Source organism: Pseudomonas sp. RIT-562 (genome assembly GCF_026241895.1).
Classification (GTDB): domain Bacteria; phylum Pseudomonadota; class Gammaproteobacteria; order Pseudomonadales; family Pseudomonadaceae; genus Aquipseudomonas; species Aquipseudomonas mandelii_F.
In genome coordinates this window covers 97695-116823 of record NZ_JAPJIV010000008.1, presented here as the reverse complement: position 1 = coordinate 116823, position 19129 = coordinate 97695, and the positions used below count along the sequence as shown (strand labels likewise).

Below are 19129 nucleotides of genomic sequence, written 5' to 3'. Positions count from 1 at the left end.
GGCTGCGATCTTTTGATCTTGTTTTTCAAGGTCAAGGTCAAAAGATCGCAGCCTTCGGCAGCTCCTACCGGATCATATTTCAAGGAACAAAAAAGCCCATGACACGTCATGGGCTTTTTGTTTTTCAGCTAGCGCTTACACGTAATACGATTTCAGCGGCGGGAAGCCATTGAACTCAACGGCGCTGTAGCTGGTGGTGTAGGCACCGGTCGACAGCCAGTACATGCGATCACCGATCGCCAGGTTCAGCGGCAGGCCGTACTTGTAGTTTTCGTACATGATGTCGGCGCTGTCGCAGGTTGGGCCGGCGATGACCACTTCTTCCATCTCGCCTTTCTTTTCGGTCCAGATCGGGAACTTGATGGCTTCGTCCATGGTTTCGATCAGGCCGGAGAACTTGCCCACATCCGTGTACACCCAACGCTCGACGGCAGTGCGGGATTTGCGCGCAACCAGCACTACTTCGCTGACCAGGATGCCAGCGTTGGCGATCAGCGAACGGCCTGGTTCGAGGATGATTTCCGGCAGGTCGTCACCGAAGTCTTCCTTGAGGAAGCGGATGATTTCCTCGGCATAGGTTTCCAGGCTGTTGGTGCGGGTGATGTAGTTGGCCGGGAAGCCACCGCCCATGTTGATCAGCTTGAGCACGATGCCGTCTTCTTCTTTCAGACGCTCGAAGATCACTTTGACCTTGGCAATCGCCGCATCCCATACGCTGATGTCGCGCTGTTGCGAACCGACGTGGAAGGAAATGCCGTAAGGCACCAGGCCGAGGTCGCGGGCCAGGATCAGCAGGTCCATGGCCATGTCGGTCTGGCAGCCGAATTTGCGCGACAAAGGCCAGTCAGCCGTGGTCGAGCCTTCGGTGAGAATGCGCACGTAGACTTTCGAGCCCGGTGCAGCCTTGGCGATGTTGCGCAGGTCGGCTTCGGAGTCGGTGGAGAACAGGCGCACGCCTTTCTCGTAGAAGTAACGAATGTCCTTGGATTTCTTGATGGTGTTGCCGTAGCTGATACGGTCGGCGCTGACGCCGCGGTCCATCACCTTGTCCAGCTCGTAGATCGAGGCGATGTCGAAGCTCGAACCCTTGTCTTTCAACAGGTCGATGATTTCGACGGCCGGGTTGGCTTTTACCGCGTAATAGACTTTGGCGAATTCGAAACCGGCGCGCAGGTCGTCATAGGCCTGGCTGATCATCGCGGTGTCGATCACCACGAACGGGGTTTCTTGCTTGTCGGCGAACGCCTTCATTTTGTCAAAGGTGGCGCGCTCGAAATAATCTTCGACGTTGATCGACATGCTGGAGACTCCTAAAGGCAAACTGAAATTAACAATGGGTGCGAGGGTGTGTCATCAATGAATTCGCAAGTGCGTTGCGCCTGAGCGCGTGCCAGGCAAGGCGCAGGCCGCCGCTCATGGCCACTCCCTTCGCAAGGCCTGCAACGCAGCATGGCGCGCGCTCAGGCACAACCCGAAGGGCCGGGCCTGCTTTTGCGCAGGGCTGCGTTACTCGGACCTCATTTGGAACAACCAAACCTCGGTCCTCGCGCCTTGCCCTGCGCAAAAGCAGGCTCCGGCGCACTCGTGAATTCATTGATGACACACCCTCCTGAACGTCCTCCGTATCCCCACTTTGGTTCGCCTACTTCCCAAGGCATGTCGCCGAAAGCAAAAAGGCCACGGGAGGCGGTGCTTCCCTTGGCCTTGCTGTCTCGTCGTCAGTACTTGAGCCGGATGGATCGTTTCCAGCATGGACGTTCGGCGCGAACTTTAGGGCGTGAGGGGCTTGAGATCAACAAAAAATGTCGCGTTTTTGCACGCTTCCGTCGTGCGGTCCTGAACAGTTACTGATGTAACCGACCTGCATGACAGTGTGATGTTCCCCTGGCAGGGGAATTTGAGGTGTTTCAGGGGGATTTGTGGTGCTGCCATTCGCGAGCAAGCCCGCTCCCACAGGAGATTTGTGTGATGCACAGATTGCATGCACACCACAGATCCAATGTGGGAGCGGGCTTGCTCGCGAAGGCGTCGGGTCAGGCGACGGCTGTCTCAGCAGGTGAAACAATGCTGGTCTTGCCGCCACGGGACTTACCGGAGCTCAGGTATTCGGCGATCGATTCCTGGGTCACTTCCCCCAGGAACACCCGCTCGGCATCCATCACCGGCAGCCACGAACGGTTGAACTCGTACATGCGCGACAACAGGATGCGCAGGTGCTCGTCGTACGCTGCCGTGGCATTGAACTCGCGCAGGTATTGCGCGCAGGTACCGGTCTGACGGTGCAGGTCGCGACGGCGTACGTAGCCCAGGGCTTTGTTCTGACCATCGGTGACGACCACATAACGACGGTCATGCTCGTCCATCAGCTCCAGCGCATCGGCTACCGGAGTTTCCGGGCTGACCGACGGCGCGTTGTCCGCCGCGTCCTCGGCCTTCACCAGCAACAGGCGCTTGAGGGTGCTGTCCTGGCCGACGAAGTTGCTGACAAAGTCATCCGCCGGGTGCGCCAGCAGGGTATCCGGGTGATCGATCTGCAGCAGCTTGCCCGCACGGAAGATCGCAATCTTGTCGCCCAGCTTGATCGCTTCGTCGATGTCGTGGCTGACCATGATCACGGTCTTGTTCAGCGCGCGTTGCATCTCGAAGAACTCGTTCTGGATCATTTCGCGGTTGATCGGGTCGACCGCGCCGAACGGTTCATCCATCAACAGCAACGGCGCATCTGCGGCCAAAGCGCGAATCACGCCGATCCGCTGCTGCTGGCCGCCGGACAGTTCACGCGGGTAGCGATTCAGGTACTGCTTGGGTTCCAGCTTGATCATGCTCATCAACTCGCGGGCACGGTCGTGGCATTTCTGTTTGTCCCAGCCCAGCAGGCGCGGCACGATGGTGATGTTTTCCTCGATGGTCATGTTCGGGAACAGACCGATCTGCTGGATCACATAACCGATGTTGCGGCGCAGGGTCACGGCGTCAAGGTCGGTGGTGTCTTCGCCGTTGATCAGGATCTTGCCCGAGGTCGGCTTGATCAGGCGGTTGATCATCTTCAGCGTGGTGCTTTTGCCGCAGCCCGATGGCCCGAGGAACACGCAGATTTCGCCTTCATTGACGGTCAGGCTGACGGAGTCCACGGCTTTGACATCTTTGCCGTTGCTTTGGAAGGTCTTGCTGAGGTTTTGAAGTTCGATCATTTGAGCAGTCCTTTTGGAGTCAGCGTGCGTTGCAGCCATTGCAGAAGCAGGTCGGCGAAGATGGCCAGGAGACTGACCAGCACGGCGCCGACGATCAGCATCGACATATCGCTGCGGCTGATTGAAGCGAGAATAAGTACACCCAGGCCACCGGCGCCGATGGTGGCGGCGATGGTCATGACACCAATGTTCATGACTACCGCAGTGCGTACGCCGGCGAGGATCACTGGCACCGCGATCGGCAGCTCGACCATGCGCAGGCGCTGGCCAAAGGTCATGCCGATGCCGCGGGCGGCTTCGCGGATGCCGGGTTCGACACCGGTCAGCGCGAGGTAGGTGTTACGCATGATCGGCAGCAGCGAGTACAGGAATACAGCGGTAATCGCCGGCATTGGGCCCAGGCCCTGGCCGAATTTCGAGTAGAACGGCAGCAGCAGGCCGAACAGCGCAATCGACGGCACGGTCAGCAGCACCGTAGCGCTGGCCTGCAGGGGGCCGGCGAGCGTCGGGAAGCGGGTCATCAGGATGCCCAGCGGCACGCCGACCAGGATCGCCAGGGTCACGGCAATGCCGACCAGGGTGATGTGCTGCCAGGTCAGATGCGCGACCTGCGCCCAGTCGAGATGGGAAAAGGCGTTCAAAAATTCCATGTCTTCTCCTCCTCAGTTGATCGGGTGCTGGCGCAGGAAATCTGCGGCAACGGACGAAGGGCTTTCGTGATCGACGTCGACCCTGGCGTTCAGCGCACGCATGGTCTCGTCATCGAACAGCTCGGCCAGTGGCTTCATGTCTTCGGCGAGTTTTGGATGAGCGTCGAGGTAAACCTGACGCACTACCGGCGCGGCGGTGTAGTCCGGGAAGTAGTGCTTGTCGTCTTCCAGCAGCTTCAGTTTGAAGGCGTTCAGGCGACCGTCGGTGGTGTAGACCAGGCCGGCAAACACCTGGCCATTGCGCAGGGCCGTGTAGACCAGCCCGGCATCCATCTGGCGCGTGTTTTTACGGGTCAGGTTCATGTCGTAGAGCTCGACCATGCCGGCCATGCCGTCGGAGCGGTTGGCAAACTCGGTGTCGAGCGCGACGAGGTGGTTGGTCTTCGCCTCCGCCTGCATCACCGTGTTCAATTCGCTGATGGTGTTGATCTGGGGATAAGCCTTCGCGGTGGTTTCCGGCAATGCCAGGGCGTAGGTGTTGCTGAACTTCGACGGGGTGAGCCAGACCAGGCCTTTCTTCGAGTCGAGCTCTTTCACCTTGGCGTAGGACTGGGCGCTGTCGAGTTTTTCCGTGATGTGGTTGTAAGCCACCAGCGACACACCGGTGTATTCCCAGATCAAGTCCAGTTGGCCGCTTTCCTGGGCGCTGCGAGCGAGGTTGCTGCCCAGACCGCCCGTGACCTGGGCGTCGTAGCCCTTGGTGCGCAGGTATTGGGAGGTAATTTCAGCGAGCAGGGTTTGTTCGGTGAACACCCGTGCGCCGATGCGGATTACCGGTTTTTCAGCGGCTTGGGCCAATCCTGCGAGCAGCAGGGAGCAGCCTAAAAATAAGCATAGTTTTTTCATGATAATTCCTTTGCCGAGGCTTAAGACGGGCGCAAGCCGCGTTCGAGCCAGAGGCGGCTGGCCAGAGTCACCAGGCCGTCGAGCAGCAAGGCCAGCAGGGCGGTACACGCCGCGCCGAGCAGCAGTTGCGGCTGATTGTTCAGGGCGATGCCAGGGAAAATCAGGCTGCCCAGGCTGTTGGCGCCGATCAGGAATGCCAGCGGTGCGGTACCGACGTTGATCGCCAGGGCCACACGCACGCCACCGATGATGATCGGTACGGCGTTGGGCAGTTCCACGCGCCACAGCACCTGAGTCGGTGTCATGCCGATGCCGACGGCGGCTTCCTTGAGCGAACCCTGGACGTTTTTCAGGCCTTCATAGGTGTTGCGCACGATCGGCAACAACGAGGCAAGGAACAGGGCGAAGATCGCGGGGCCGCTGCCGATGCCGAGGATCCCCAGGGCGATGGCCAGTACGGCGAGAGGCGGCACGGTGTTGCCGATGTTGAAGATCTGCATGAAGCGTTCAGCGCGACCAACCATGGTCGGGCGACTGAGGACGATGCCGGCAGGTATGCCCACAACAAGGGCGGCCAGCATGGAGACGAGTACAAGAATCAGATGAGCTTGCAGGTAAAACAACAAATCGTCGCGGTAATGTTCGATCGTGTTGATGCCAATCCAGTGGACCAGCAGGGCCAGGAGAGCGACGACAACCGCACCTCCTATCAGCCCTTTGCCATAGCGAATAGCCACAGGCGGACTCCTTTTTTTCTTTGTCGGCGAACGCAGTCCCGTGTGGCATGCCATTCCTGGCTGCCGGGAAAAACAACGTTCGCGAGAAGCAGCTCTTCATGCTGGTGCAACCGCATGAGATCGAGCCATAAGCGCAGCCTCGTCAGGCTAACTTGCTGATTTTTCACACCCTGACGACAGTTGTAACAGGGGAGTGGACGCCTCCACTGTTTAAAAGGTTCCCACGTTCGACACTATTTGGCCACCCTGTGGCAGCTGCCGAAGGCTGCGTCGGGTTGCGAAGCGGCCCCGGCATTTCAACCTGCAAGAAGGTCCTTCGGCCCTTAACGCAGCCTTCGGCAGCTGCTACACGGTGGTCTGTAGATCACTTTTTAAGCTATACTCGCCGCCCTTTTTTGAATCACCTGCCAGGCGATTTCCCATGACCAAACAGGCCGCCGAAGTCGCGAAACGCCGCACTTTCGCCATTATTTCCCACCCCGATGCCGGTAAGACCACCATCACCGAGAAGCTCCTGCTGATGGGCAAGGCGATCGCGGTTGCCGGTACGGTGAAGTCGCGCAAGTCCGACCGCCATGCCACCTCCGACTGGATGGAAATGGAAAAACAACGGGGTATTTCCATTACCACGTCGGTCATGCAGTTCCCGTACCGCGATCACATGGTCAACCTGCTCGACACCCCGGGCCACGAAGACTTCTCCGAAGATACCTACCGCACGTTGACGGCGGTTGACTCGGCATTGATGGTCCTCGACGGCGGTAAGGGTGTAGAGCCGCGGACCATCGCGCTGATGGACGTCTGCCGCCTGCGTGATACGCCGATTGTCAGCTTCATCAACAAACTCGACCGTGACATCCGCGACCCGATCGAACTGCTCGACGAAATCGAAGCAGTCCTGAAGATCAAGGCCGCGCCGATCACCTGGCCGATTGGCTGCTACCGCGATTTCAAGGGTGTGTATCACCTGGCCGACGACTACATCATCGTCTACACCGCCGGTCACGGACACGAACGTACCGATGTGAAAATCATCGAGAAGCTCGACTCCGACGAAGCCCGCGCGCACTTGGGCGACGAGTACGATCGCTTCGTCGATCAGCTGGAGCTGGTGCAGGGTGCCTGTCACGAATTCAACCAGCAGGAATTCCTCGACGGCCAGCTGACGCCGGTGTTCTTCGGTACTGCATTGGGCAACTTCGGTGTCGACCATGTGCTCGACGCGGTAGTCAACTGGGCGCCGAAACCGCTGGCACGGGTCGCCAACGAGCGCACCGTGGAACCGATCGAAGAGAAATTCACCGGATTTGTGTTCAAGATCCAGGCGAACATGGACCCCAAGCACCGCGACCGTATCGCCTTCATGCGTATCTGCTCCGGCAAATACGAAAAGGGCATGAAGATGCGTCACGTGCGTACTGGCAAGGACGTGCGGATCGGCGACGCGCTGACGTTCTTCTCCTCCGAACGTGAGCAGCTGGAAGAAGCCTTCGCCGGCGATATCATCGGCCTGCACAACCACGGCACTATCCAGATCGGCGACACCTTCACCGAAGGCGAAGTGCTCGGCTTCACCGGCATCCCGCACTTCGCGCCGGAGCTGTTCCGTCGAGTGCGCCTGCGCGATCCGCTGAAATCCAAGCAACTGCGCCAGGGCCTGCAGCAATTGGCGGAAGAGGGCGCGACCCAGGTGTTCTTCCCCGAGCGCAGCAACGACATCATCCTCGGTGCCGTCGGTGTGCTGCAGTTCGACGTGGTCGCCAGCCGCTTGAAAGAGGAATACAAGGTCGAGTGCTCCTATGAGCCGATCACCGTGTACTCGGCGCGCTGGATTGATTGCGACGATAAGAAGAAACTCGAGGAATTCCGAGTCAAGGCTGTGGAAAACCTCGCGGTCGACGGCGGCGGTCACCTGACCTACCTGGCCCCGACCCGGGTCAACCTGGCGTTGATGGAAGAGCGCTGGCCGGATGTGAAATTCCGTGCGACGCGCGAGCATCACTAAGCAGCTAAAGCTGCAAACAAAACCCCGGTCGCGAAAGCACCGGGGTTTTTTTACGTGCGCCAACTGTAGGAGTGAGCCTGCTCGCGATGGCGGAGTGTCAGCAGTTAAATTACAGACTGACACTCCGCCATCGCGAGCAGGCTCAATCCCACAGGTTTAGTGTGGTTCGCGAATAAAAGTGTCACTTCGTGTGGCTTGTGCCAACAGGCGTTGTTCCAGTTCGTACAGTGTCTGCAGTAGCGCCATCGTCCCCTCCTGTGCCCGAGAGCTGCGCTCATATCGATTCAGCATAATGATTATGCAAAACCAGTCTGCTGTTCAAAGGCATTCTGTTCTTTCACAAGCGTCCTATCTGGAGAACCGACTCAATCGGGACTAGATTTCATTCACCGCCCAACAGGCACCCCAGGCTTCACTCAAACAGGATGGATTCGGCTATGAGCATTTTTCAACGCATTCTGCTGTTGTTTAAGGTTTTAGTGATCATGTCCGTCGGCATGTCAGCGGCGCGGGCGGAATGCCCGGATCATGGCGAGCAGGCTTCGAGCGGCCAGGTGGCGCACGCTGGGCTAATGATCGCCAAGTCGGAATCAGAGCCCGGTGACCAGGGACAGGGCGGTAGCGCGGGTGACGATGATTCAACCACCGATGAGCCGGACTCCGATGATCCGGACGAAGGCGACAGCCAGACGTAAGGCAAAAGAAAACCTCTTCACTTCGGCTGACGCGCAGTCGAAGTAGAAGAGGTCAGTAAGACGGTCGCATATCCTGTAGGAGTGAGCCTGCTCGCGATGGCGGAGTGTCAGTCGGTGTTTCTGATACTGACACTCCGCCATCGCGAACAGGCTCACTCCTACAGGGATTTCATTTCAAATTGCTGTCACGCTGCGCCATCCAGAAACTGCTCGGCGTAGTGGCAAGCCACCTGCCGATTGTCCAGCAAGCGCAACGCCGGCTCTTCCGTACTGCATCGCTCGGTCGCATACGGGCAGCGCTTGTGGAAAGCGCAGCCGGACGGCGGGTTGAGCGGGTTGGGCAGTTCGCCGACGATCTTGATCTTCGGTTTGTTCGGGTCCGGGTGAATGGTCGGGGTGGCCGACAGCAGCGCCTGGGTGTAAGGATGTAGCGGACGGGCGTAGATGTCGTTTTTCGGGCCGATTTCCACCGGGCGGCCGAGGTACATCACCATCACGTCATCGGCGACGTGTTGCACCACCGCCAGGTTGTGCGAGATGAACACATAGGCAGTGTTGAACTCCTGCTGCAGATCCATGAACAGATTTAGCACCTGGGCCTGGATCGACACGTCGAGCGCCGAGGTCGGTTCGTCTGCCACCAGCACCTTTGGCTGCAACATCATTGCGCGAGCGAGGGCGATCCGCTGGCGTTGGCCGCCGGAGAACATGTGCGGGTAGCGCTGGTAATGCTCAGGGCGCAAACCCACCTGCTTCATCATCGCCTGCACTTTCTCGCGCCGTTCGGCAGCGCTCAGGTTGGTGTTGATCAGCAGTGGCTCGCCAAGTTGATCACCGACTTTCTGCCGCGGGTTCAACGACGCGTACGGGCTCTGGAAGACCATCTGCACGTCTTTACGCAGCTGCTTGCGCTGGGCCTTGTCGGCACCGGCGACTTCCTGCCCGGCGATTTTCAGGGAGCCGGAGGACGGTTCCTCGATGAGGGTCAGGGCCCGGGCCAGGGTGGATTTGCCGCAGCCCGATTCGCCTACTACGGCGAGAGTCTTGCCGGCTTCGAGTTCGAACGACACACCGTTCAGGGCGCGCACGGTCGCATGCCCCTTGAACAGGCCACGGGACACTTCGTAGTGACGGGTCAGGTCGCGGGCGGTAAGTACGACGGCCATTACGCCACCTCCTGGTTCAGCGGGTAGAAGCAGCGGGCGAGGCTGTTGCTTTTCGGATCAAGGGCCGGCCGCTGGGTGCGGCAGTTTTCTTGCACATACGGGCAGCGCGGCGACAGCAGGCAGCCCTGCGGACGGTCGTAACGACCGGGAACGATACCCGGCAGGGTAGACAGGCGCGAGGCGCCCAGGCTGTGTTCCGGAATCGCCTTGAGCAGTGCTTCGCTGTAGGGGTGCGCAGGGATGTCGAACAGTTGCGGCACCTGGCCAACTTCCACTGCTTGACCGGCGTACATCACACACACGCGCTGGGCGGTTTCGGCCACGACCGCGAGGTCGTGGGTGATCAGCACCAGGCCCATGTTCTGCTCTTTCTGCAAGGCCAACAGCAGGTCCATGATCTGCGCCTGAATCGTCACGTCCAGCGCGGTGGTCGGTTCATCGGCGATCAGCAGTTTCGGCTCGCCGGCAATCGCCATGGCGATCGCAACGCGCTGGCTCATGCCGCCGGACAGTTGGTGCGGGTAGGCGTCCATACGACTGGCAGCGCCCGGGATTTCAACTTTTTCCAGCAGTTCGATGGCGCGTTTGCGCGCTTGCTTGCCGGACATTTTCAGGTGCAGGCGCAGCACTTCTTCGATCTGGAAACCCACGGTGTAGCTTGGGTTCAGCGCGGTCATCGGGTCTTGGAAGACCATGGCCAGGTCTTTGCCGACGATTTGCCGACGCTGACGGTTGCTGAGCTTGAGCATGTTCTTGCCGTCGAAATTCAGCGCGTCGGCGGTGACGATGCCGGGATGCTCGATCAGGCCCATCAGCGCCATCATGGTCACGGATTTGCCGGAACCCGACTCGCCTACGATGGCCAGGACTTCGCCCTTGTCCACCTTGAGGTCGAGGCCGTCGACCACTGGCACGGCATTCTTGTCGCCAAAGCGAACGTTGAGATTCTTGATTTCTAACAGTGACATTTGAATCTCCTCAGGCGGCGTTCTTGAGTTTCGGGTCCAGCGCATCGCGCAGGCCGTCGCCCATCAAGTTGATTGCCAGCACGCTGAGCAAAATGGTCAAACCAGGCAGGCTGACTACCCACCAGGCGCGTTCGATGTAGTCGCGAGCCGAAGCCAGCATGGTGCCCCACTCAGGGGTTGGCGGTTGTACGCCAAGGCCGAGGAAGCCCAGTGCCGCAGCATCGAGAATCGCCGAGGAAAAGCTCAAGGTCGCTTGAACGATCAGCGGTGCCATGCAGTTGGGCAGCACGGTGATGAACATCAAGCGTGGCAGGCCGGCACCCGCCAGGCGTGCGGCGGTCACGTAGTCGCGGTTCAATTCGCCCATCACCGCCGCGCGGGTCAGGCGCACATAGGACGGCAGGGACACCACGGCAATGGCGATCACGGTGTTGATCAGGCCAGGGCCAAGGATGGCGACAATCGCCACGGCCAGCAGCAGCGACGGCAGTGCCAGCATGATGTCCATCAGACGCATGATGGTCGGCCCGAGCAGGCGCGGGAAGAACCCGGCGAACAGACCCAGGAGAATCCCTGGAATCAGCGACATCACTACCGATGACAAGCCGATCAGCAGCGACAAACGCGAGCCCTGGATCAGGCGCGACAGCAGGTCCCGGCCCAGTTCGTCGGTACCGAGCAGGAATTGCATCTGCCCACCTTCCAGCCAGGCTGGCGGGGTCAACAGGAAATCGCGGTACTGCTCGCTCGGGTTGTGCGGTGCTACCCAAGGGGCGAACAGCGCGCAGAAAATCACCAGCAACATGAACATCAGGCCGGCTACCGCACCTTTGTTCTTGGAGAAGGCTTGCCAGAATTCTTTGTACGGGGACGGGTACAGCAGGCTTTGATCGACTGCTACCGCTGGAATTGGTGTGGTCATGGTCATGATCTCAGCGCTGGTGACGGATGCGTGGGTTGGCGAAGCCGTAGAGGATATCCACCACGAAGTTCACCAGGATCACCAGGCAGGCGATTAACAGGATGCCGTTCTGCACCACGGGATAGTCCCGCGCGCCAATGGCTTCGATCAGCCACTTGCCGATGCCGGGCCAGGAGAAGATGGTTTCGGTCAGGACCGCACCGGCCAGTAGCGTACCGACTTGCAGGCCAACCACGGTCAGCACCGGAATCAGTGCGTTGCGCAGACCGTGCACGAACACCACGCGCGATGGCGACAGGCCTTTGGCGCGGGCAGTACGGATGTAGTCTTCACGCAGGACTTCGAGCATAGAGGAACGGGTCATCCGCGCGATAACCGCCAGCGGGATGGTGCCGAGCACAATGGCCGGCAGGATCAGGTGGTGCAGCGCATCGAGGAACGCACCGACGTCATCGGCCAGCAGCGTGTCGATCAGCATGAAGCCGGTACGCGGCTCGATGTCGTAGAGCAGGTCGATCCGCCCGGACACCGGGGTCCAGCCCAGGGACACCGAGAAGAACATGATCAGGATCAGGCCCCACCAGAAGATCGGCATCGAGTATCCCGCCAGGGAGATGCCCATCACCCCATGGTCGAACAGGGATCCTCGCTTGAGTGCCGCGATCACCCCGGCCAGGAGGCCCAGGATGCCGGCGAACAGCAGGGCGGCCATGGACAGTTCCAGGGTCGCGGGGAACAGCGAAGTGAATTCACTCCAGACGCTTTCACGGGTTCGCAGGGATTCGCCGAGATCGCCGTGAGCCAGTTTGCCAATGTAATCCAGGTATTGGGCATACAGGGGTTTGTTCAGACCTAGGCGTTCCATTGCCTGAGCATGCATTTCCGGGTCGACTCTGCGTTCGCCCATCATCACTTCCACGGGATCGCCTGGGATCATGCGAATCAACGCGAAAGTCAGCAAGGTGATGCCGAAGAACGTGGGGATCAATAACCCCAATCGGCGGGCAATAAAACTAAACATCTTGTGGTGTACCTCATCAGCCGGTTAGGCGTGCCTGGTGTCCCTGGAGTCAGGGACACCGGGAGTTTTCTTATCTACTTCACCTGGGTGGTGGCGAAGTTATTCGTGGTGAGAGGGCTGATGTGATAGCCCTCTACGTTCTTGCGCATTGCGGTGAACATGCGGGTGTGGGCCAGGGCGATCCAGGGTTGATCCTGGTTGAAGATCTCCTGTGCCTGCTCATAGAGCGCCGCACGTTCATCGGGGTTCACTTTGACCCGGGCATCGTCGAGCAGGGCCTGAAACTTCTCGTTGCACCAGCGCGCGTAGTTTTCGCCGTTTTTGGCCGCCTCGCAACTGAGCATAGGCGTCAGGAAGTTATCCGGGTCGCCGTTATCGCCCGCCCATCCGGCTGCCACCATGTCGTGCTCGCCATTTTTGGCGCGCTTGAGCATTTCGCCCCACTCCATGACGCGGATATCGATCTTGAGACCAATCTTGGCCAGGTCAGCCTGCATCATCTGCGCGGCGAGCATCGGGTTGGGGTTGGTCGCGCCACCACCATTGCGGGTAAACAGGGTAAACACGGTGCCATCCGGAACGCCCGCTTCCTTCAGCAGGGCACGCGCCTTGTCCAGGTCCCGGGGCGGGTTGCTCAGCTTGTGGTTGTAGCCCAGCAGGGTGTCCGGGTACGGGTTGACCGCCACGGTAGCATTGCCCTTGCCAAACAACGCGTTGACCGCAGCCTCCTTGTCGAAGGCGATGTCGATGGCTTTGCGCACCCGCACGTCGCTCATGTATTTGTGCGAAGTGTTCATGGCGATATACGAAACGGTCATCGCGTTGAGCTCATCAACCTTGAGGTTGGTGTCTTTCTTGATGCTCGGGATGTCGTCCGGTTTCGGATACAGCGCCACCTGGCATTCGTTGGCCTTGAGCTTTTGCAGGCGCACGTTGTTGTCGGTGGCGATCGCCAGAATCAGTGCGTCAGCCGGTGGCTTGCCACGGAAATAGTCCGGGTTGGCCTTGAAGCGGACCTGGGCATCCTTGTTGTAACGCTGGAACACGAACGGGCCGGTGCCCACCGGCTTGTTGTTTAGGTCGCCGAGCTTGTTGGCCTTGAGCAATTGGTCGGCGTATTCGGCGGAGTAGATCGAGGCGAACGCCATGGCGATGTCGGCCAGGAACGGCGCTTCGCGACGGGTCAGGGTGAACTTGACCGTGTTGTCGTCAATCTTCTCGACGCTTTTGAGCAGTTCCTTGAAGCCCATGCTTTCAAAGTACGGGAAGCCTACGCTCGACTGTTTGTGCCATGGATGGTTCGGGTCCAGCTGGCGCTGGAAGCTCCAAAGCACGTCGTCGGCGTTCATGTCGCGGGTCGGCTTGAAATATTCGGTGGTGTGAAACTTGACGCCTTTGCGCAGATGGAAGGTGTAGCTCAGGCCGTCTTCACTGATGTCCCAGGACTCGGCGAGCGCCGGAATCACCTCGGTGGTGCCAGGCTTGAAGTCGGCCAGACGATTGAAGATGGTCTCGGCTGCGGCGTCGGCGGTGACTGCAGTCGTATACAGCGCGGTGTCGAAGCCTTCTGGACTGTTTTCGGTACAAACCACCAGGGGCTTGGCCGAGGCGCCAACCGCGACACTCAGCAACGCGGCCGCGATGGCCGCACGTAGGGGAAGCATTTTCATCAAGAACCCTCTGCAATCGGTTGAAAGACGAAAGCCCAGCCGCCGATTCATCACTGAATCAGCGGTTGGGCCAGTGCATTACAGAATGTTGAACGGGATGGTGGTCACGAGGCGGAACTCGTTGATGCTGCCATCAGCCTGGTTTTCGCTGGCACGGTGCGCGGTGTAGGTCGCGCGAATCGCCGTGGCTTTGAGCGGGCCGCTCTGCACTGCGTAGGCCGCACCAATGCCGTATTCGTAATGGTGTTCGCCGTCCATCGACTGCACGCCGTCGTAGCCGCCACCCTTGTAGTGAGTGCCGTCGATGCCCCAGCCGCGAGCCTGGTAGATGTTGAACTTCAGGCCTGGAACGCCGTATTCGGCCATGTTCAGGCCATAGGCGATCTGGAAGGATTTCTCGTTCGGGCCGTTGAAGTCCGACAGCAGGGAGTTGGCCAGGTAGATGCCGTTGGTTTCGTGCAGGTAGTCGAAGTACTCGTTACCGTTCACTTCCTGGTACGAGAAGGTCAGGCTGTGGGCCTGGTGGGTCAGGCCGAGCGACAGGGAGTAGGTGTCGTTGTCGATTTCGCCCAGCAGTTTTTTGCCTTCGTCGACGGTCTTGTAGTAGTTCAGGCCGGTGGTCAGGCTCAGTACCGAGCTGTCGCCCAGAACGTGGCTGGCGCCGAAGTAGTACTGGTTCCACAGGTCTTCGGCTTGCGTGCCCCAGAGGCTGGTGGTCAGGCTGGCGAATGGCGTGTAGGTGATACCTGCGGTGTTGACGTGATCGGCTTCAGCGCTGGAGTCGCCGTATTCGGAGCGGAACTTGCTCAGGCTTTCTTCGGTACGCGGTGAGTTGCGATCAAAGGTGGCCAGGTCGAAGGAAAGGTTGTTCAGTTCTTCGCTGTGGATCGCGATCCCTTCGAAGCTCGAAGGCAGGGCACGGTTACCGATGACGTCGACCTGCGGGCTGCTGAAGTTCATGCGGCCGGCGGTCAGGGTAGTGTTGGAAACGCGAGCCTTGACGTTGGCCAGGCCGAGTTTGCTCCACTGGCCTTGGGCTTCGCCGCCTTCGCGGGTCAGGGTGCGGTTGTTGCCCGCGCCTGGACGAGTGCCCGGTGCGCCACCGTTGTTGGACGCCAGGTTCTCGCGATCACGCTCCAGCGCGATGGCGTTGTAGGCGGCGACTTCAGTGCTGAAGCCTACGGTGCCTTCAGTGAAGCCGGAGTTGTACTTGATGATGGTGCCCTGGACCCAGTTGATCCGGCGATCGGTCGGGGTCGAGACGCCGTCTTTGCGGTAGGCGAACTTGCCACCACGTTTCAGCTGTTCGTTGGCGTACCAGTTGCGGGTAGTGCCGCTGATGGATTGGCCTTCGACGAAGCCTGTGGCTTCAGCTTGAGCGCTCTTGGTGTTGACCGTTACCGGGGTGAACTCCTGGCTCTGAGTCTCGGCGTATGCCGTGGCGGTGATGCTACTGATGGCCAGGGCCAATAACGCGGTGCTGCTCAGTTTCATGGGTGAAGCTCCTTGGTTTCTTTTTTTATACCGGCCTTTTTTTGTGGTCCGGCTATTTGGTTTGGAACTCATTCGCGCTTAGCAAACGTTTGCATTGCGCCAGATCGACGAATAAAGGCAATACGCATGCGTGAGGGCGGAATCCCGCCCCCTGGTTTTTTTGGCTAATCGGTTATTTTTCTATGCTGACACCCGAGAACACATTGCGACCGAAAGGACTGACCTTGAACCCTTCGATTTTGGCGCTCAACGGCTGGTTGACCGTGGAGTGGGCGACTGGCGTGATCGGCACCTGCTGCTTGAGCAATTGCTGCGCCTGTTTGTAGAGCACGGTGCGCTGGTCGCGATCGGTGACGATCTTGGCCTGCTTGATCAGCTTGTCGTAAGCCGGATCACACCACATGGAGTAGTTGTTGCCACCAATGGCATCGCAGCTGTAAAGCGTGCCAAGCCAGTTGTCCGGGTCCCCATTGTCACCGGTCCAGCCGATCAGGCTGATGTCATGCTCGCCATTCTTGGTGCGCTTGATGTACTCGCCCCATTCGTAGCTGACGATCTTTACCTTGAGGCCGATTTTCGCCCAGTCTGCCTGAAGCATTTCGGCCATCAACTTGGCATTCGGGTTATACGGGCGCTGGACCGGCATGGCCCAGAGGGTAATTTCAGTGCCTTCCTTGACGCCGGCAGCCTTGAGCAATTCCCTGGCTTTTTCCGGGTTGTAGGCGGCGTCCTTGATGGTCTCGTCGTAGGACCATTGGGTCGGTGGCATGGCGTTAACCGCCAGTTGACCGGCGCCCTGGTACACGGCGTTGAGAATGCCCTGCTTGTTCACTGCCATGTCCAGCGCCTGGCGCACTTCAAGCTGGTCGAACGGCTTGTGCCGCACGTTGTAGGCGATGTAGCCGAGGTTGAAGCCGGGCTTCTCGATGAGCTTGAGTTTCGGGTCGTTCTTCAGCGCGGTGACGTCGGCAGGGCGGGGATGCAGGGTAATCTGGCACTCGTTGGCCTTGAGCTTCTGGACCCGCACCGAGGCGTCGGTGTTGATGGCAAAAATCAGGTTGTCGAGTTTGACCCGGCTCGGGTCCCAGTACTGCTTGTTGCCGGTGTAGCGGATGTTGGAGTCTTTCTGGTAACTCTTGAATACGAACGGCCCGGTACCGATCGGCTTCTGATTGATATCGCTCGGCTTGCCCTCGGCCAGCAGCTTGTCGGCGTACTCGGCGGACAAAATCGCGGCGAAACTCATGGCGATGTTCTGGATAAACGCGGCGTCGACGCTGTTGAGCGTCATGACCACGGTCAGCGGCCCGGTCTTTTCGACCTTGGCGATGTTCTTGTTCAGGCTCATCCCGTTGAAATACGGAAATTCGGTTGGATAAGCCTTACGGAATGGCTGCTGCGGGTCGAGCATGCGGTTGAACGTGAACAGCACGTCATCGGCGTTGAAGTCACGGCTAGGGGTGAAATACTTGGTGGTATGAAATTTCACTCCTTCGCGCAGGTGGAAGGTGTACTGCAAGCCGTCTTCGGAAATATCCCAGCTGGTGGCCAGGCCCGGTACGACATTGGTCGCGCCTTTTTCGAACTCCGCCAAGCGGTTGTACAGCGGTTCGGCGGCGTCGTTGTCGGTCGCGGTGGTGTACTGCGCGGTGTCGAAGCCAGCGGGGCTGCCCTCGGAGCAGAACACCAGGCTGTCAGAGGCAGCCTGGCTGATGGAAGTGGCGGCCAGCAGGCCGGTGCCCAGCAATGCGGATAAAACCAAGGTATGGCGCATGACGCTCCCTCTGTTCTCTAAGTATTTTCGACAAGCCGCCTTCCCGTCCTGGGACGCGAGGGGTTGTCGAGCGCAATCCATTAACGTTCAACAAAACCGAAAGCCCACGCATGAACTGGTCGGACCCCGACGGTAAGAGCCATCGGGCCGGCAGTAAATGCGTAGAGTCCTAAATGCTCGTAGGAAAAGGCGACGCGTCCTACTCCGATGCTGTAGTCAGCTTCGGATTTGGTTGTAGGCTCTTTCCTACATGCTCGGCAGTTGCAACAACGGCGAGGTCATGGACCTCGCCGTTGTGGAACCTTATTTGCTGACGCTGACGCCGTAGAAGGAATTCAAGCCGAATGGGCTGATCTTGAAGTCCTGCACGTTGGCGCGCATGGGTTGGTACACCGTCGAGTGGGCGATAGGTGTCATTGGAACAGCGTCTTTGAGGACGTGTTGCGCCTGTTTGTACAGTTCGGTGCGCTTGCCTTGGTCGGTGGTGCGCTTGGCTTCCTTGACGAGGCCGTCGAATTTCTTGTCACACCATTTCGAGAAGTTGTTGCCGCTCAGCGAGTCGCAACCAAACAACACGTTGAGCCAGTTGTCCGGATCACCATTGTCACCGCTCCAGCCGATGATCATCGCCTGGTTCTCGCCACCCTTGGAGCGCTTGATGTACTCGCCCCATTCGTAGCTGGTGATCTTCACGTTGAGACCGATTTTCTTCCAGTCGGACTGGAGCATTTCGGCCATCAGCTTGGCGTTCGGGTTATACGGACGCTGCACCGGCATCGCCCACAGGACGATTTCGGTACCTTCCTTGACGCCGGCTTCCTTGAGCAGCTGCTTGGCTTTCTCAGGGTCGTACTTGGCGTCCTTGATGGTGGTGTCGTAGGACCATTGGGTCGGCGGCATGGCGTTGACGGCCAGTTGGCCCGCGCCCTGATAAACCGAGTCGATGATCTGCGGTTTGTTGACGGCCATGTCCAGCGCCTGACGAACTCGCAGGTCAGCCAGCGGGTTTGCCTCGTTGCTGCCCTTGACCTTGTCCATCACGTTATAAGCGATGTAGCCCAGGTTGAAACCAGCCTGGTCAGGCATCTTCAGCGCCTTGTCTTCCTTCAGCGCTTTCAGGTCAGCCGGACGGGGGAACAGAGTGACTTGGCACTCGTTCTTCTTCAGCTTCTGGATACGTACCGATGGGTCGGTGGTGATGGCGAAGATCAGGTTGTCGATCTTGACGTCATCCGGCTTCCAGTAGTCCTTGTTCCCGGTGTAGCGGATGTTGGAGTCTTTCTGGTAGCTCTTGAACACGAACGGGCCAGTGCCGATAGGCTTCTGGTTGATATCGGCAGGCTTGCCGTCCTTGAGCAGCTGGGCAGCGTACTCGGCGGATTGCAGGGAGGCGAAGCTCATGGCCATGTTCTGGATGAACGCAGCGTCAACTTCCTTCAGAGTGAATTTGACGGTGTGATCGTCGACTTTATCGATCTTGGTGATGTTGGTATCCATCCCCATGTCGGTGAAGTACGGGAATTCGGTTGGGTACGCTTTGCGGAACGGGTCGTCCTTGTTAATCATGCGATTAAAAGTGAACAGCACGTCGTCGGCGTTGAACTCACGAGTGGGCTTGAAGTACGGGGTGGTGTGGAACTTCACGCCTTCACGCAGGTGAAAGGTGTAAGTCAGGCCATCATCGGAGATGTCCCAGCTGGTCGCCAGGCCAGGAATCACGGCGGTGCCGCCGCGCTCGAACTGGGTCAGGCGGTTGAACATGGTTTCTGCAGAGGCGTCGAAGTCGGTTCCGGTGGTGTACTGACCAGGATCAAAACCGGCCGGGCTCCCTTCGGAGCAGAACACCAGGTTAGTCGCCGCTTGGGCGAAAGGTGCGGCAGCTAACAAGCTGGCGCCGACTAAAAACGGAATGACCGCGTGTTTGAGCATG

At 59.1% G+C, this 19129-nt stretch carries 15 protein-coding genes; 2 read left to right on the top strand and 13 right to left on the bottom strand.

All coding sequences use genetic code 11. The annotated features are described in order from the left end of the window. Positions 1-135: 135 nt before the first annotated feature. The 5 genes from ORL50_RS12670 to ORL50_RS12650 all read right to left on the bottom strand — a co-directional run bounded on the left by ORL50_RS12670 (position 136) and on the right by ORL50_RS12650 (position 5484). Complete coding sequence (locus ORL50_RS12670; protein ID WP_247290588.1) at positions 136-1299, bottom strand: type III PLP-dependent enzyme; 1164 nt, start codon at positions 1297-1299, stop codon at positions 136-138. Between the two features lie 734 nt (positions 1300-2033). Continuing rightward, entirely contained in the window at positions 2034-3191 is a 1158-nt protein-coding gene (locus ORL50_RS12665; protein WP_266015081.1) for an osmoprotectant ABC transporter ATP-binding protein OsmV, read from the bottom strand. After that, a complete protein-coding gene (locus ORL50_RS12660) occupies positions 3188-3841 on the bottom strand; it encodes an ABC transporter permease (RefSeq protein ID WP_266015078.1) in 654 nt (217 codons plus the stop codon). The genes ORL50_RS12665 and ORL50_RS12660 overlap by 4 nt, the downstream gene beginning before the upstream one ends. 12 nt (positions 3842-3853) lie before the next feature. Further along, complete coding sequence (locus tag ORL50_RS12655; RefSeq protein ID WP_266015075.1) at positions 3854-4747, bottom strand: glycine betaine ABC transporter substrate-binding protein; 894 nt, start codon at positions 4745-4747, stop codon at positions 3854-3856. A 20-nt stretch (positions 4748-4767) separates the two neighbouring features. After that, complete coding sequence (locus ORL50_RS12650) at positions 4768-5484, bottom strand: ABC transporter permease (RefSeq protein ID WP_266015072.1); 717 nt, start codon at positions 5482-5484, stop codon at positions 4768-4770. Positions 5485-5905: 421 nt separating this feature from the next. Here ORL50_RS12650 and ORL50_RS12645 point away from each other — a divergent pair, with 421 nt between their 5' ends. Then, the gene (locus ORL50_RS12645) at positions 5906-7489 is read left to right on the top strand and encodes a peptide chain release factor 3 (protein WP_266015069.1); all 1584 of its coding nucleotides are present in this window, start codon (positions 5906-5908) and stop codon (positions 7487-7489) included. Positions 7490-7926: 437 nt separating this feature from the next. Beyond that, complete coding sequence (locus tag ORL50_RS12640) at positions 7927-8184, top strand: hypothetical protein (protein ID WP_266015067.1); 258 nt, start codon at positions 7927-7929, stop codon at positions 8182-8184. A 185-nt stretch (positions 8185-8369) separates the two neighbouring features. Here ORL50_RS12640 and ORL50_RS12635 read toward each other — a convergent pair whose 3' ends face one another. The 8 genes from ORL50_RS12635 to ORL50_RS12600 all read right to left on the bottom strand — a co-directional run bounded on the left by ORL50_RS12635 (position 8370) and on the right by ORL50_RS12600 (position 19128). Continuing rightward, positions 8370-9350, bottom strand: coding sequence for a peptide ABC transporter ATP-binding protein (locus ORL50_RS12635; protein WP_266015064.1), 981 nt, complete (start codon positions 9348-9350; stop codon positions 8370-8372). Beyond that, entirely contained in the window at positions 9350-10318 is a 969-nt protein-coding gene (locus ORL50_RS12630; RefSeq protein ID WP_266015061.1) for an ABC transporter ATP-binding protein, read from the bottom strand. Before ORL50_RS12630 ends, ORL50_RS12635 begins: the two co-directional genes overlap by 1 nt. A gap of 10 nt (positions 10319-10328) precedes the next feature. Continuing rightward, positions 10329-11240: an ABC transporter permease subunit gene (locus tag ORL50_RS12625; protein WP_266015058.1), complete on the bottom strand. Its 912-nt coding sequence runs from the start codon at positions 11238-11240 to the stop codon at positions 10329-10331. Between the two features lie 10 nt (positions 11241-11250). Further along, a complete protein-coding gene (locus ORL50_RS12620) occupies positions 11251-12261 on the bottom strand; it encodes an ABC transporter permease subunit (protein WP_266015055.1) in 1011 nt (336 codons plus the stop codon). Between the two features lie 74 nt (positions 12262-12335). After that, a complete protein-coding gene (locus ORL50_RS12615) occupies positions 12336-13931 on the bottom strand; it encodes an ABC transporter substrate-binding protein (RefSeq protein WP_266015053.1) in 1596 nt (531 codons plus the stop codon). 78 nt (positions 13932-14009) lie between these two features. Next, the gene (locus ORL50_RS12610; RefSeq protein WP_266015050.1) at positions 14010-15425 is read right to left on the bottom strand and encodes an OprD family porin; all 1416 of its coding nucleotides are present in this window, start codon (positions 15423-15425) and stop codon (positions 14010-14012) included. 172 nt (positions 15426-15597) lie between these two features. Continuing rightward, positions 15598-17199 (bottom strand): ABC transporter substrate-binding protein, encoded by a 1602-nt coding sequence (locus ORL50_RS12605; RefSeq protein WP_266015047.1) that lies wholly within the window; start codon positions 17197-17199, stop codon positions 15598-15600. Positions 17200-17502: 303 nt separating this feature from the next. Next, positions 17503-19128 carry an ABC transporter substrate-binding protein gene (locus ORL50_RS12600; protein ID WP_266015044.1) on the bottom strand — a complete coding sequence of 542 codons (1626 nt, stop codon included), beginning with the start codon at positions 19126-19128 and terminating at the stop codon, positions 17503-17505. Between the last annotated feature and the right edge of the window lies 1 nt (position 19129).